The 12820-nt window shown below is 65.3% G+C and carries 14 protein-coding genes and 1 tRNA gene; 7 read left to right on the forward strand and 8 right to left on the reverse strand.

Annotated features, from left to right (window positions below; all coding sequences use genetic code 11):
* Nucleotides 1–9: 9 nt before the first annotated feature.
* Both HYN69_RS15415 and HYN69_RS15420 read left to right on the forward strand, forming a co-directional pair.
* Complete coding sequence (locus HYN69_RS15415; RefSeq protein ID WP_174213629.1) at nucleotides 10–729, forward strand: sulfate/molybdate ABC transporter ATP-binding protein; 720 nt, start codon at nucleotides 10–12, stop codon at nucleotides 727–729.
* On the forward strand, nucleotides 726–1208 hold the full coding sequence (locus HYN69_RS15420; protein ID WP_108436524.1) for an Lrp/AsnC family transcriptional regulator: 483 nt from the start codon (nucleotides 726–728) through the stop codon (nucleotides 1206–1208). The genes HYN69_RS15415 and HYN69_RS15420 overlap by 4 nt, the downstream gene beginning before the upstream one ends.
* A gap of 417 nt (nucleotides 1209–1625) precedes the next feature.
* On the opposite strand, the gene HYN69_RS15425 is transcribed toward HYN69_RS15420, so the two are convergent.
* The 3 genes from HYN69_RS15425 to ychF form a co-directional block, all read right to left on the reverse strand.
* A tRNA-Ser gene (locus tag HYN69_RS15425) sits at nucleotides 1626–1715 on the reverse strand.
* Between the two features lie 41 nt (nucleotides 1716–1756).
* Nucleotides 1757–1882 carry a hypothetical protein gene (locus HYN69_RS21755; RefSeq protein ID WP_268902873.1) on the reverse strand — a complete coding sequence of 42 codons (126 nt, stop codon included), beginning with the start codon at nucleotides 1880–1882 and terminating at the stop codon, nucleotides 1757–1759.
* A 109-nt stretch (nucleotides 1883–1991) separates the two neighbouring features.
* Nucleotides 1992–3089 (reverse strand): redox-regulated ATPase YchF, encoded by a 1098-nt coding sequence (gene ychF / locus HYN69_RS15430; RefSeq protein ID WP_108436525.1) that lies wholly within the window; start codon nucleotides 3087–3089, stop codon nucleotides 1992–1994.
* Nucleotides 3090–3213: 124 nt separating this feature from the next.
* Here ychF and HYN69_RS15435 point away from each other — a divergent pair, with 124 nt between their 5' ends.
* Both HYN69_RS15435 and trpA read left to right on the forward strand, forming a co-directional pair.
* Complete coding sequence (locus tag HYN69_RS15435) at nucleotides 3214–3645, forward strand: VOC family protein (protein ID WP_108436526.1); 432 nt, start codon at nucleotides 3214–3216, stop codon at nucleotides 3643–3645.
* A gap of 74 nt (nucleotides 3646–3719) precedes the next feature.
* Nucleotides 3720–4511 (forward strand): tryptophan synthase subunit alpha, encoded by a 792-nt coding sequence (trpA, locus tag HYN69_RS15440; RefSeq protein WP_108436527.1) that lies wholly within the window; start codon nucleotides 3720–3722, stop codon nucleotides 4509–4511.
* A 176-nt stretch (nucleotides 4512–4687) separates the two neighbouring features.
* Here the strand turns inward: trpA and HYN69_RS15445 are convergent, their stop codons facing one another.
* Nucleotides 4688–5131 carry a MarR family winged helix-turn-helix transcriptional regulator gene (locus HYN69_RS15445; RefSeq protein WP_108436528.1) on the reverse strand — a complete coding sequence of 148 codons (444 nt, stop codon included), beginning with the start codon at nucleotides 5129–5131 and terminating at the stop codon, nucleotides 4688–4690.
* 199 nt (nucleotides 5132–5330) lie between these two features.
* On the opposite strand from HYN69_RS15445, the gene HYN69_RS15450 reads away from it, so the two are divergent.
* Complete coding sequence (locus tag HYN69_RS15450; protein ID WP_108436529.1) at nucleotides 5331–6494, forward strand: alpha-hydroxy acid oxidase; 1164 nt, start codon at nucleotides 5331–5333, stop codon at nucleotides 6492–6494.
* A 71-nt stretch (nucleotides 6495–6565) separates the two neighbouring features.
* Here HYN69_RS15450 and HYN69_RS15455 read toward each other — a convergent pair whose 3' ends face one another.
* The gene (locus tag HYN69_RS15455) at nucleotides 6566–7717 is read right to left on the reverse strand and encodes an MFS transporter (RefSeq protein WP_108436530.1); all 1152 of its coding nucleotides are present in this window, start codon (nucleotides 7715–7717) and stop codon (nucleotides 6566–6568) included.
* A 191-nt stretch (nucleotides 7718–7908) separates the two neighbouring features.
* Here HYN69_RS15455 and HYN69_RS15460 point away from each other — a divergent pair, with 191 nt between their 5' ends.
* Nucleotides 7909–8502, forward strand: a complete 594-nt coding sequence (locus HYN69_RS15460; RefSeq protein WP_108436531.1) for a 50S ribosomal protein L25/general stress protein Ctc — start codon at nucleotides 7909–7911, stop codon at nucleotides 8500–8502.
* A 70-nt stretch (nucleotides 8503–8572) separates the two neighbouring features.
* Here the strand turns inward: HYN69_RS15460 and HYN69_RS15465 are convergent, their stop codons facing one another.
* Nucleotides 8573–9559: a glycosyltransferase family 2 protein gene (locus HYN69_RS15465; RefSeq protein WP_108436532.1), complete on the reverse strand. Its 987-nt coding sequence runs from the start codon at nucleotides 9557–9559 to the stop codon at nucleotides 8573–8575.
* A gap of 115 nt (nucleotides 9560–9674) precedes the next feature.
* Here HYN69_RS15465 and pth point away from each other — a divergent pair, with 115 nt between their 5' ends.
* Nucleotides 9675–10373: an aminoacyl-tRNA hydrolase gene (gene pth, locus HYN69_RS15470; RefSeq protein ID WP_108436533.1), complete on the forward strand. Its 699-nt coding sequence runs from the start codon at nucleotides 9675–9677 to the stop codon at nucleotides 10371–10373.
* Here the strand turns inward: pth and HYN69_RS15475 are convergent.
* Together HYN69_RS15475 and HYN69_RS15480 are read right to left on the reverse strand one after the other, a co-directional pair.
* On the reverse strand, nucleotides 10370–11341 hold the full coding sequence (locus tag HYN69_RS15475) for a YcjF family protein (protein ID WP_108436534.1): 972 nt from the start codon (nucleotides 11339–11341) through the stop codon (nucleotides 10370–10372). The two genes, pth and HYN69_RS15475, sit on opposite strands and share 4 nt — an antisense overlap.
* Nucleotides 11338–12747 carry a YcjX family GTP-binding protein gene (locus HYN69_RS15480; protein WP_108436535.1) on the reverse strand — a complete coding sequence of 470 codons (1410 nt, stop codon included), beginning with the start codon at nucleotides 12745–12747 and terminating at the stop codon, nucleotides 11338–11340. Before HYN69_RS15480 ends, HYN69_RS15475 begins: the two co-directional genes overlap by 4 nt.
* Between the last annotated feature and the right edge of the window lie 73 nt (nucleotides 12748–12820).

The following is a 12820-nucleotide window of genomic DNA, read 5'->3' on the forward strand; positions in this document are numbered from 1 at the left end:
ACTCTCGCCATGAACATCGAAATCGAAGACATCGCCAAGGAATTCGGCGCCACGGCGGCGCTGCAGCCCGTCTCTCTGACCATCCCCTCGGGCACGCTCGTGGCCCTGCTCGGCCCCTCCGGCTCGGGCAAGACCACGCTCCTGCGTATCCTCGGCGGGCTGGAATTCCCGACTGCCGGCCGCGTCCTCTTCGACGGGCAAGACGCCACGGGCCTTACGGTGCAGGAACGCCGCGCGGGCTTCGTGTTCCAGTCCTATGCGCTTTTCCGGCACATGACGGTGTTCGACAACATCGCCTACGGCCTACGCGCCCGCCCGCGCAAGACGCGCCCCCCCGCAGCCGAGATCGCCCGCCGTGTCGGCAAACTTCTCGACCTCATCAAACTGCCCGACATCGGCAAGCGCTATCCCAGCCAGCTTTCCGGCGGCCAGCGGCAGCGCGTGGCACTGGCCCGTGCGCTGGCGATCGAGCCGCGCATGCTGCTCCTCGACGAACCCTTCGGCGCTCTGGATGCAAAGGTGCGTAAAGAACTGCGCCAAGGCCTGCGCGACATCCACGACACCACGGGCCTGACCACCATCTTCGTCACCCACGATCAGGACGAGGCAATGGAACTCGCCGATCTGGTGGTGGTCATGTCGATGGGCCGCATCGAACAGGTCGGCAAGCCCGAAGACATCCGCGCCCGCCCCAAGACCCAATTCGTGCGTGAGTTCATAACGGCATGACAGACGCAGTCCCCCTCGACCGGATCGACCGCCGCATCCTCTCGGAATTGATGCGCGACGCCACCGTGCCCGTCTCGCAACTGGCCGAACGTGTGGGCCTGTCGCAGACGCCCTGCTGGAAACGCGTCCAGAAACTCGAAGCGGCTGGCGTCATCACCGGCCGCGTCGCCATCGTAGACCCCGCCGCCATCGGCCTCGGCCTGACCGTCCTCGTCGAGATCGAAGCCGCAGACCATACGCCCGAATGGCGCGCGGCCTTCGCGACAACCGTCGAGCGCTACCCCGAAATCGTCGAAGTCTATCGCATGGCCGGAGAGGTCGATTACCTCCTCAAGGTCGTTGTCAGCGGCATGGCCGCCTATGACGCCTTCTACCTCGACCTCACCCAACGCCTCGCCTGCCGCAACGTGACCTCCAAATTCGCGATGGAGCGCATGAAGGCAGTCACCGCCCTGCCCATAGACACATCCCTCGCCTGACCCCCGCCCTTCACGCCGGCTAAAGCGGCGCGGCGCGCAGACTTCGCTTGCACTCTTCCGGCGGCTTGCGCCCAACCGCAAAGGCGTCGGATCCGCAAGCCGCGCATTGCCATTTCACCAGCCGCGTCCCCGACCTGTAGCCCATCCGCTTCCACCTGCACGGCCGAGGCTTTCGCTTTGGCATAAGGTGGCGCAGCGCCCCGATCAGCCCCGCAAGGATTAAAAGGTAGGGAATCCAAGCTTCTGGCCGCTCTATCAGCGGGCGGATGAGTGAAATCAGGGACCCTGCGTGGTCAAACATAGCGGTTCCAACTGGCCCTGTGTTCCCGCGGAGCCGAAGTCATCCAAGCCTAGGTGGTGGATTTTGGGCAATAAAATCGACGTCGTCGATAAAATTCATAAAGTAAATAAAGGTATTGGCGGAGCCGAAGGGATTCGAACCCTCGAGACGGTTTCCCGCCTGCGCCCTTAGCAGGGGCGTGCCTTCGACCACTCGGCCACAGCTCCGCTGACCGCAATAACGGGGGCGTGTGGGGCGTGCAAGGCCATTATGGCTTTGCGGTGCGGGCCTTGGGCGGAATTTGCACGGGCTTGGCCGTTTCCGTCTTATCCGGCTTCGGCGCGGGCACTGCAAAGGCCGTGCGGAAGTATTCGATCTGGTCATCGTCCAACATGGACAGGCACTCGCGTTGCTACAGGGCAGACTCGTGCCTGCCCGCAAACCCTATCATGCCGCGCCGCAGCGTGTCCTGCGGTAAGTTTAGGCAAACGCGCCCCGAACGCTCAGCCGCTGAAAAGGAAGTGCAGCACGTCGCCGTCCTTGACCTCGTAGGTCTTGCCCTCGACGCGGAACTTGCCCGCTTCCTTGGCCCCTGCCTCGCCATTGCCTGCGATGTAATCGTCATAGGCGATGGTTTCCGACCGGATGAAGCCCTTTTCGAAATCGCCGTGAATCACCCCGGCCGCACGCGGCGCAAGCCAGCCCGCCTCGATCGTCCAGGCGCGGGCCTCTTTCGGCCCCACGGTGAAATAGGTCCGCAGGCCCAGCAACGCGTAACCGGCCTTGATCAGACGGTCCAGCCCCGCCTCGTGCAGCCCCATCTCCTCAAGGAACATCGTCGCTTCCTCGTCGGACAGCTGGCTGATCTCTTCCTCGATGCGGGCCGAGATCACCACGCTTGCCGCCCCCTGCGCGCGGGCCATTGCGGCCACACGGTCCGACTGGCTGTTGCCGTTCGCAGCGCAGGACTCTTCGACGTTGCACACGTAAAGCACCGGTTTTGCCGTCAAAAGCTGCAACATGCGCCATAACCGCTCGTCATCGGCATCGACCTTGACGGTGCGCGCAGGCTTGCCCTCGTTGAGTGCTGCCAGCGCGGCCTTCAGCAGACGGTCCTGATCCAGCGTCTCCTGATCGCCGCCGCGCAGCTTTTTCGCCAGGTTCGTCAAGCGCCGCTCGATCGATTCCATATCTGCCAGCATCAGCTCGGTCTCGATGGTCTCGGCATCGGCCACGGGATCGATGCGGCCTTCCACATGGGTGATGTCGCCATCTTCAAAGCACCGCAGCACATGGGCAATGGCGTCACATTCGCGGATGTTGGCCAGAAACTGGTTCCCCAGCCCCTCGCCCTTCGACGCGCCCCGCACGAGGCCAGCAATATCGACGAATGTCATCCGCGTGGGAATGATCTGCTTCGATCCCGCAATCGCGGCCAGCTTGTCCAGCCGCGCATCGGGCACCGCCACCTCGCCCACATTCGGCTCGATGGTGCAGAACGGAAAGTTCGCAGCCTGCGCGGCGGCGGTGCGCGTGAGCGCGTTGAACAGCGTCGATTTGCCCACATTCGGCAAACCCACGATCCCCATCTTGAACCCCATATCGCGCACTCCTTGGCCCTGATCGCGCCGCTTCTAGTCGGCGGGGCCGGGCTTATCAAGTTCCGCAACCATTTCGCGCGACTCGGGGTTGCCTGTGATACCGTGCCGTCAGGAGACCACGCCCATGCCGATGCCCTATATCCACTTCCAAGGCCACTGCGCCGAGGCGCTGACCTTCTACGCCGACATCTTCGGTGCAACCGATCTGTCGATGATGCGCTATTCCGACGCGCCCGAGATGGATGACACCCTGCGCGACCCCAACCGCGTGATCCACGCCCAACTCACCCTGCCAGATGGCGTGCTGATGGCGTCGGATTATCCGCCGGGAATGGCGGGCGAACCCCAAGCCGCCGTCTCGCTGATGACCGTGACCGAAAGCGTCCCCGAAGCGCAACGCATCTTCAACGCGCTGGCGACCGGCGGCGCGGTGATACAGGGCTTCGGATCGACCTTCTTCTCGCGCGGCTTCGGCATGGTCAAAGACCGCTATGGCACGCATTGGATGGTGTCGGTCAGCCCCGAAGACCCGCTCGACCGCACCGCGGATGCCTGAGCGCCGCCAAGGGGGCATTGATCTTCCCCGCCCGACCGTGGCACACCCGTTGCGGTGTTAACGGGGCGGGCAAGATGACCAGAATCGACGCGACTTTCGCACGGCTGAAAGCTGACGGCAAAAAGGCTTTCGTCGCCTATATCATGGGCGGCGATCCCGATCCCGAAACCTCGCTTGCCGTGATGCAGGGAATGCCTGCCGCAGGCGTCGACATCATCGAACTCGGCATGCCTTTCACCGATCCGATGGCAGACGGCCCCACCATCCAGCTTGCCGGACAGCGGGCGCTTGAAATCGGCATGACGATGGACCGGGTCTTCGACATGGTCCGCGCCTTCCGCGCGGGCAACGATACGACGCCCATCGTCCTCATGGGCTATTACAACCCGATCTACTCGCGCGGGGTCGACCGCTTCCTGACCGACGCGAAAGCAGCAGGCATCGACGGGCTGATCGTCGTCGACTTGCCCCCCGAGGAAGACAGCGAACTCTGCCTTCCGGCACAGGCAGCGGGCCTCAACTTCATCCGCCTCGCCACCCCTACGACCGATGCAAAACGCCTGCCCAAGGTGCTGCAGAACACTTCGGGCTTCGTCTATTACGTCTCGATCACCGGCATTACGGGGGCTGCCACCGCCGTCGCCACCAACGTCGGCCCCGAGGTCGCCCGCATCAAGGCCGCAACCGACCTGCCGGTCATCGTGGGCTTCGGCATCAACACCCCCGACAGCGCGCGCACCATCGCATCGGTGGCAGACGGCTGCGTGGTCGGCTCGGCAATCGTCAAGGAAATCGGCGCCAAACGTCCGGTGGCCGAGGTGCTCTCCTTCATCGCCTCGCTCGCAGCAGGCGCACACAGCGCCTGACTGCCTGCCAGCCGCAGACCATAGCGCCGATGTCACGCTTGCCATGCCGCCGAAATTCGCGGCGATCTTCGGCTCGATATCGGGCCTCAGCCGGGTTTTGACCCAGCTCGACCGGATCGCCGCGGTCTTGCGCGGCATCCGTCCAACCGCGTAAAGACAGCCCCGCAACACCCGTCTCAGGCGGCGCGCAGCCCCTCCATCACCTGCCGCAAATGCGCGATCGCCGCCCGCAGCGGCGCCAGCGCATCGCCGTCAACCCGTGCCGCCAACGCCGCAAGTTCGGGCGCCAGCGCCGTGACGGCCACGCTCCGCAGCGTGCGCCCCTTTGGCGTCAGCCAGACCAGTTTCGACCGCCCGTCGCGCGGGTTCGGTTCGATCCGCACCAGACCGTGCTTTTCCAGCACGATCAACGTATGCGTCATCGATGTCTTGGGCACTTCGAAGGTGCGGGCCAGCGCAACCGGTGTCTGCCCCTCGCCCGCCAGATACAGATGGTTCAGCACCGCAAACTGCGACCACTGGAACCCGTCCGGAAGCCGCTGCTCGACCAGCGCCCGCGCCATCTGGTCAAGGGCGCTCACCTCGGCAAAAAAGCCCAGAAACGTCTCGCAGCTGTCCATCGTCACACCTTTTCATACCGTTACGCACAACCTCGTCCGAAGCAGGACGATCTGGTGCTGTCCCGAACTGCGTAGATGGCGCGGGACCGGACGGAAATCTGGCCAGAGGCACGGGACCGAACCTTTCGTATGGGCGGGATTGCGGGTTTGGCCATGCATTGGTAAAGAGAACTAACCAATCACCAAAGGTTAGCCGGATATGCCCGTGATCACCTGCATCGATGACCTCAAGCGTCTTCACAAACGCCGCACGCCCAAGATGTTCTACGACTATTGCGAAAGCGGCAGCTACACCGAGCAGACCTTCCGCGAGAACACGACCGATTTCCAGAAGCTGCGCCTTCGCCAGAAGGTCGCGGTCGACATGTCGGGCCGCAGCACCGCCAGCCACATGATCGGCGAGCCTGTCGCCATGCCGGTCGCCCTTGCGCCGGTCGGCATGACCGGCATGCAGCGCGCCGATGGCGAGATCAAAGCCGCCCGCGCCGCCGAAGCCTTCGGTGTGCCCTTCACCCTGTCCACAATGTCGATCTGCTCCATCGAAGACATCGCCGCCCACACGAAGAAACCGTTCTGGTTCCAACTCTACGTGATGAAGGATGAAGAATTCGTCGACAGCGCCATCGAACGCGCCCGCGCCGCAGGCTGTTCGGCACTGGTGCTGACGCTCGATCTGCAAATCCTCGGGCAGCGGCACAAGGACCTGAAGAACGGCCTGTCCGCCCCGCCGAAGCTGACGCTCCCGAACCTGCTCGACATCGCGATCCGCCCGCAATGGGCGCTGGAAATGCTGTCCACCCCGCGCCGCACGTTCCGCAACATCGTGGGCCATGCCAAAGGCGTCGGCGATATGTCCAGCCTGATGAGCTGGACAAACGAACAGTTCGACCCGCATCTCGATTGGAACAAGATCGCCCGCATCCGCGACAAATGGGGCGGCAAGCTGATCCTCAAAGGCATCCTCGACGCAGATGACGCCAAGCGCGCCGCCGGTTTCGGCGCCGATGCGATCATCGTGTCGAACCACGGCGGCCGCCAGCTCGACGGGGCGGTGTCAGCAATCCGCATGCTCCCCCCCATCGTCCGAGCCGTCGGCGACAAGACCGAGGTGTTCATGGATTCCGGCATCCGCTCGGGGCAAGACGTGCTCAAGGCCCTCGCCCTCGGCGCCAAGGGCACCTTCATCGGGCGGGCCTATATCCACGGCCTCGGCGCGATGGGACAGCCGGGCGTCACCGCAGCGCTCGAGGTGATCCGCAAGGAACTCGACACCACGATGGCGCTTTGCGGTGAAAAGAACGTGCAGAACCTGAGCCGCGACAACCTTCTGGTTCCCGCCGATTTCGAAGGCTTCTGGGCGTAGTTTCTTCGCCAAAGACCGGGGGTTTCACACCCCCGGACCCCCGTGGGATATTTAGGGGCAGAAAATGCAGGTCAGTCCGCTTTCTGCCGCGCCATGAGCGGGGCGAGAACCAGTACGGCCAGCAGCATCACCGCCGCAAAGACAAAGGCAAACCGCAGACCGAACGCGCCCGCGATGAAGCCCAGCGCCGGCGGCCCGACGAAATAGCCGAAATATCCGTATAGCGTCGCCCGCGCCACGGCCCGCGCCCGCGCTTGCCGCGTGGCCAGCCTTCCCACCAGCGAAAACGCCGTGGGCGCGATCACCGAAGCACCGATCCCCATGACAATGAACCCGGCATAGGCCATGGCGGGCGTCACCGCCAAAGCCGCGCCCAGCGCGCCGATCCCCGCGATCACCGCACCCCCTACCAGCACGCGGAACGGGTTGAGCCGTGTCACCAGCCCCTGCCCCGCCAGACGCGACAACCCCATCGTCAGCGCCAATGCCGCTGGCCCCATCGCCCCCTGCTCGGGCGATCCGCCGAGCGTCTTTTCGATATGCAGCGCAGACCAGCTTTCCGCCGCGTTTTCGGTCAGAAAGGCGATTAGCACGATCCCCCCCCCGATCACCGGCACCAGCCCCAATCGGCCCGCTCCCCCGCCCTCCTTGGGCCGACGCAACCCGTGGATCGTGCCATCCCGCTCGAACGCCATGAACGCAAAGCCCCCCGCCAAGACCGCGCAAGTCCCCATCACCCACCCCGGAGGCCATTCCGCCCCGCGCATCACCCCCGTCAGCACCGCGCCCCCCGCATAGCCGAAGCTATAGGCCGCGTGGCACAGGTTCATCAGATGCAGGCCCCGCTCGTTCTCCAAAGCGGCGACGCGGGCGTTCATCAGCACATCGGTCAACCCCGTCGCCGCCCCGCAGCACATCATCGCCAGCGGGAACACCCAAGCCACCGTCACATGCCCCGGCAAGATGAACGCCGCCGCCATCAGCAGCGATGCCACCGGCACCGCCACCCGCCCCAGCCACGCCCCGATCATCGGCGCTGCCAGCATGGCCACGACCGCGGCAAGCGGCGTGGGCAGCAGGATCAACCCTAGCCGGGTTTCATCCACCCCCACCTGATCCTTCAGGTCCGGCAGTACGGCGGCAAACGTCCCCCACAGCACGCCCATCGCAGCGAATGCGGCAAGCGGCGCGCGCGCCGTGGCAAGGGTGCGAAAGAACGACATGCGGGGAACTCCTGTGCCCTTTGCAGCTAGGCCCGGCCCCGTCCGGGGGCAAGCCTGCCCGCGACACCCCGGCCCCATCCGCGACCCCGCCCCGCTTTTCCTGCTTTCCAAACTGCCGAATCGCCGCTATAGCCCCACGGTCGCGTCGCACACCCTTGGAGGGCGGCGGACTTATTTATTGGAGAATACCCATGGCTCGCGAGATCCCCGATCTTCAGGCTGCGGTACGGACGGGGACAGGCAAGGGGGCCGCTCGTCAAGCTCGTCGTGAGGGCTACGTACCCGGCATCGTATATGGCGACGGCAAAGAGCCGACGCCGCTCAACCTGAACTACAACTACCTGCTCAAGCGCCTGCGTCAGGGCCGCTTCCTTCAGACGCTGTTCAACCTCAAGGTTGAAGGCGGCGAGGAAGTCCATGTGATCTGCCGCGGTGTACAGCGCGACGTGGTCAAGGACCTGCCGACCCACGTCGATTTCATGCGGATCAACGACGAATCGCGGATCAACCTGTTCATCCACGTCAACTTCGACAACGCCGAGGCGTCGCCCGGCATCAAGCGCGGCGGTACGCTGACCACCGTTCGCGCCGAAGTCGAACTCGAAGTGCTGGCCGGTGACATTCCCGACCACATCACCGTCGACCTGACGGGTCGCCAGATCGGTGACGTCATCCACATCGAAGACGTGACCCTGCCCGCAGGTGCCAAACCGACCATCAACCGGAACTTCGTCATCGCCAAGATCGACGCGCCGACCGGCCTGGCCGCCAGCACCGACGAGTGATCTTCTGATCCATCCGGCAAAAGGGCGCGTGGGAAACCTCGCGCCCTTTTTTGCATTCCGCATGCTCGTCTCAACTCCGTTCGCTATGCGCCAGCCAGCGCGGATCGTCCCGCGGGTCGCCGCCAGCCTTGGCCACCAGCCGCGCCACATAATCGGCGCAGGCGCGGTGATGCAGCCGCGCCACCGCTGCATCCGCCATCATCTGCCCGTAAACCGCATCGAACGCCGCCGCATGGCGCAGGATCGTCACATCCTCCACCTCGTTCCGATCCGCCCCTTCGTAATATTCATCCGTATAGCGGTCCCGCCCCGCCACCGGCGAAAGGGTCCCGCGCTTAAGGGCGAAACTCTCGGCGTTTCGCAGCATGAAATGGTTGATCTGCGCCACGCCATATCCGCGCATCCCTTGCGGCAGCACGCGCAGGCTTTCACCTTCTGGCGTCCATCCGGTCAACTCCATCCCCGCCGGATTGATCCAGCGCATGCCCGCCAGCCCCCAGTCGCGCATCCGGAACGGCCGCAGCTTTTTGGGCGAATGTTCGCCCAACCGCGCAAACCACCCCGGATGCCGATGGATCGACTTTACCCAACCCGACAGCTTGCCCCCTTCGGCTGCGGCCATCCTGTGCAGCCGGTGCTGCAACCCGTCCTCCCAATGCTGCCGCCCCATCGTGCCGAACACCCGCCACGGTATCGACATGCCGAGGAAAGGCTCGTCGAACCCGCCAAGCAAGTCCTCCAGCCGCCCCGCCCCGCGATGGATGTTCAGGAATTCGTCCACATCGCAGACCATCACCCAATCCGCGCCGGCCACCTGCGGCAGGGCCTTGGCCGCCGCCAGCTTCGTTCCGGTGATCCGCGCCCCTGATGGCACATCGCAGACCAGATGCGTCACCCAGCCCCGCGCGGCCATTGCATCGAGCAGCGCGGGCGAGGCATCGGTGCAATCGTTCGTCACCACCACCACGTCGGTGAACCCCAGCATCCGCTGCCAGGCGACCCATTCGACAAGGAAAGGCCCCTCGTCCTTCACCGAACAGACCACCGTATACCGCAAACCCGCCCCCCGCTTTGGCCAAGCCTTGCCCCTTGCGCCCCCGCCGTCAAGACTTGCACCAGACCCGACAGTCGGGCATTGCAACGATCACGCGGCAAGGAAAGGGCACGGGCACATGAAACTCATCGTCGGCCTCGGCAATCCCGGCGCGAAATATGCGGGCAACCGCCACAACATCGGCTTCATGGCGCTTGACCGCATCGCCGCCGATCACGGCTTTTCCCCTTGGAAAGCACAGTTCAAGGGCTTGGTCGCCCAAGGCCAGCTTGGCGCCGAAAAGGTGCTGCTGCTCAAGCCACAAACTTTCATGAACGTCTCGGGCGAAAGTGTCCGCCCCGCGATGGAATTCTGGAAACTCACCCCCGCCGACATCACCGTCTTCCATGACGAACTTGACCTCGCCCCCGGCAAGGCCCGCGTCAAGGCAGGCGGCGGCCATGCCGGACACAACGGCTTGCGCTCGATGCACCAGCATCTCGGCACCGACGCCTATAACCGCGTGCGGCTCGGCATCGGCCATCCCGGCCACAAAGATGCCGTCGCCGCCTATGTGCTCAACGATTTCGCCAAATCCGAACAGGATTGGCTTGATGATCTTCTTCGCGGCATTTCCGACGGGGCCGAAGCCCTCGCAAACGGCGATCCGACGCGATTTCTCAACGCCATCGCCCTGCGGACCGCCCCGCCGCGGTCATCCACCTCGGACCGCCCCGCAGGCCCGAAGGACAAGCCGGTCAAGGCGGCACCGCCAGCACCCGCAGCGCCGGAAGATACCCGAACGCCCGTTCAGAAACTGCTCGACCGGTTTCGCTAAACCTGATCCCCACGTGAAAACAGCCCGCCCAGCGCACGGCTGACCGTCTGTGTCACGCCCGGTTTTGCCAATGTGACAAAGGGCATGGGCCGGCACACCTCGATCGCGGCCAGCCCGACCCGCGCCGTCAGCGCCCCGTTGACCACGCCTTCGCCGAACCGCCGCGACACCTTGGAAAGCAGGCCGCCGCCCGCCACCGAATGGATCATATCATCGGTCAAGGCCAGGGCCCCCGTCGCCACCAGATGCCCGAACACCCGCCTCAGCAGCCGCATCGACCCGAAAATCCCCGACCTTCCGCCATAGACTTCGGCAATCCGTCTGATCATTCGTAAATTCGCGTAAAGCGCCGTCGCCACATCGGCCAGCGCCAGCGGAACCAGCGCCGTCACGGTCGCCACCTGCCTTGCCGCGCCCTCTACCTCGGCCCGCGCCGCGGCATCCAGCGGGGCCATAAGCTCGACCTCGGCCAACCCAAGCAGCGCGTCGCCATCCATCACCTCGCTCCGCCGCTCGGCCAACCGCGCAAGTCCCCAGGCCTGATCGACCCGCCCGCCATAAAGCCCCGCCACAAGGTCGACCGCCGCCCGCGCCTCGGCCAAAGTCACCGCCGCCGCCACACGCGCCCGCAACCCGTCAAGCCGCGCCAGCCGCGCAAAGCCCGCAGCCTCGCGCAGCGCCAGCAGCGTTGCTGCCAGCACCGCCAAAGCCACAAGCGAAAGCCCGACCGCCCCCAGCACCGTATTGGCCGCCAGCAGCGACGCGACAAAGTCATAGGCCGCGACCGACAGCACAAAGGAAAACAGCGCCCCGAAAGCCCAACCCGCAAAGGCCCCCAACCGCGACCGCCGCCGCGACCGCAGCGCAAGCGCGACCTGCACCGCCCGCCCCTCGGCTTCCGGCACCGGAGGGGCCAGCGAAGGGTCCACCCCCTCATCCACATCGATCACAAAGGGTTTTTCGCTCACAGCCGGTCTCCGAACAGAAATTCCGCCGCACGGTCCAGCCTTATATGCGGCACCCCGTCCCCCGGTTTCAGCGCCATGCGCGCAGGCTGGAACGCCATCAGCCCGAACTCGGCCTCAAGCCATTTCTCCGCCCCCGCCCGCGCCGGAACCAGCAGGCGTGACGGGTCTTCCGGCAACCGCCCCGGATACAGCGCGACCGTCCGCCCGTCGGCCACACGCCCCCGCACCACCGGCACGGCGACGCCGTCGCGCATCGCCTCGTCCTCGACCGTGGCGCGAAACCCGGCCAGCGACATCGCAGCCGTCGCCGCCCCCGCAAATTCGGCGCGGTCCTTGGCCTCGCGCAGCATAGCCTCGGCAATCGCCGTCAGCGCCCCGTGCTGGCTGTGGTGCAAATGGTCGGCCTTGGTCGCGGCAAACAATATCTTATCGACCCGCTTTCCCCCCAAAAGCCGCGTCAGCCACCCGTTGCGCCCGTGGCGAAAGGCGCCCAGCACCTCGGCCATCACCCGCCGCAAATCCTCGACCGCCTGCGGCCCCTGATGGATCGCCCCCAGCACATCGGCCAGCACCACCTGCCGGTCTATCCGCGCAAAATGGGTGCGGAAAAACGGCTGCACCACCTTTGACCGATAGGCATCGTAACGCCGCTCCATCTCGCGCCACAAAGACCCGCGCGACACCGTGGCAGGCTTCGGCAAGGGCGCGAATGTCAGCACGGGCGACCCCGCCAGATCACCGGGCAACAAGAACCGCCCCGGCGTGCAATCCGACCGGCCCAAGGCCTGCGCCGCATGCAGACAGCGCGTGTAACATTCGGCCAGCGCCTGCGCCCGCCCCTCGTCCAGCGCCAGCGCCCCGTCCTCGGCCCGCGCCACGGCCATGAATTCCGCCGCCTCGGCCCGCTTGGCCAGACGGGCCAGCACACCTTCGGCCCAATCCTCATAGCTGCGCTCGAGCAGCGACAGGTCCAAAAGCCACTCGCCCGGATAATCGACGATATCCAGATGCACCACGCGCGGCCCCGCGAACCCCGCCAGAAACCCCGCAGGCCGCACCCGGAACGACAGCCGCAATTCCGAAACCGCCCGCGTCGAGTCAGGCCATTGTGGGCTATCCCCCGTCAGCGCCGCCAGATGCCCCTCGTAGTCGAAACGCGGCAGCGTCATGTCGGGCTGCGGCTGCAGATAGACCGCCTCGATCCGCCCCTGCGCCACGGCCCCCATCTGCCCCATGCGGCCACGGTTCAACAGGTTCGCCACCAGCCCCGTGATGAACACGGTCTTTCCGGCCCGCGAAAGCCCCGTCACACCCAGCCGCACCACAGGTTCGAACTGCCCGCCCGCAAGCGCGACCGCCCCTTCGACAGAGCGGGCGATCCCGTCGGTTATTCCGTATAAGGCCACATCAGACCCCTTTCATTAGCCCCAACATAGGCATGCGGACCGCCACTGTGTAGGGCAAGTCTAGACGCGCCCC

Origin of the sequence: Gemmobacter aquarius (assembly GCF_003060865.1) — a bacterium.
Classification (GTDB): Bacteria; Pseudomonadota; Alphaproteobacteria; order Rhodobacterales; family Rhodobacteraceae; genus Paragemmobacter; species Paragemmobacter aquarius.

Coding starts and splice junctions, on each gene's coding strand:
- HYN69_RS15415 (WP_174213629.1), top strand. CDS start 10: ATGAACATCGAAATCGAAGACATCGCCAAGGAATTCGGCGCCACGGCG.
- HYN69_RS15420 (WP_108436524.1), top strand. CDS start 726: ATGACAGACGCAGTCCCCCTCGACCGGATCGACCGCCGCATCCTCTCG.
- HYN69_RS21755 (WP_268902873.1), bottom strand. CDS start 1,882: ATGTTGGACGATGACCAGATCGAATACTTCCGCACGGCCTTTGCAGTG.
- ychF (WP_108436525.1), bottom strand. CDS start 3,089: ATGGGGTTCAAGATGGGGATCGTGGGTTTGCCGAATGTGGGCAAATCG.
- HYN69_RS15435 (WP_108436526.1), top strand. CDS start 3,214: ATGCCGATGCCCTATATCCACTTCCAAGGCCACTGCGCCGAGGCGCTG.
- trpA (WP_108436527.1), top strand. CDS start 3,720: ATGACCAGAATCGACGCGACTTTCGCACGGCTGAAAGCTGACGGCAAA.
- HYN69_RS15445 (WP_108436528.1), bottom strand. CDS start 5,131: ATGGACAGCTGCGAGACGTTTCTGGGCTTTTTTGCCGAGGTGAGCGCC.
- HYN69_RS15450 (WP_108436529.1), top strand. CDS start 5,331: ATGCCCGTGATCACCTGCATCGATGACCTCAAGCGTCTTCACAAACGC.
- HYN69_RS15455 (WP_108436530.1), bottom strand. CDS start 7,717: ATGTCGTTCTTTCGCACCCTTGCCACGGCGCGCGCGCCGCTTGCCGCA.
- HYN69_RS15460 (WP_108436531.1), top strand. CDS start 7,909: ATGGCTCGCGAGATCCCCGATCTTCAGGCTGCGGTACGGACGGGGACA.
- pth (WP_108436533.1), top strand. CDS start 9,675: ATGAAACTCATCGTCGGCCTCGGCAATCCCGGCGCGAAATATGCGGGC.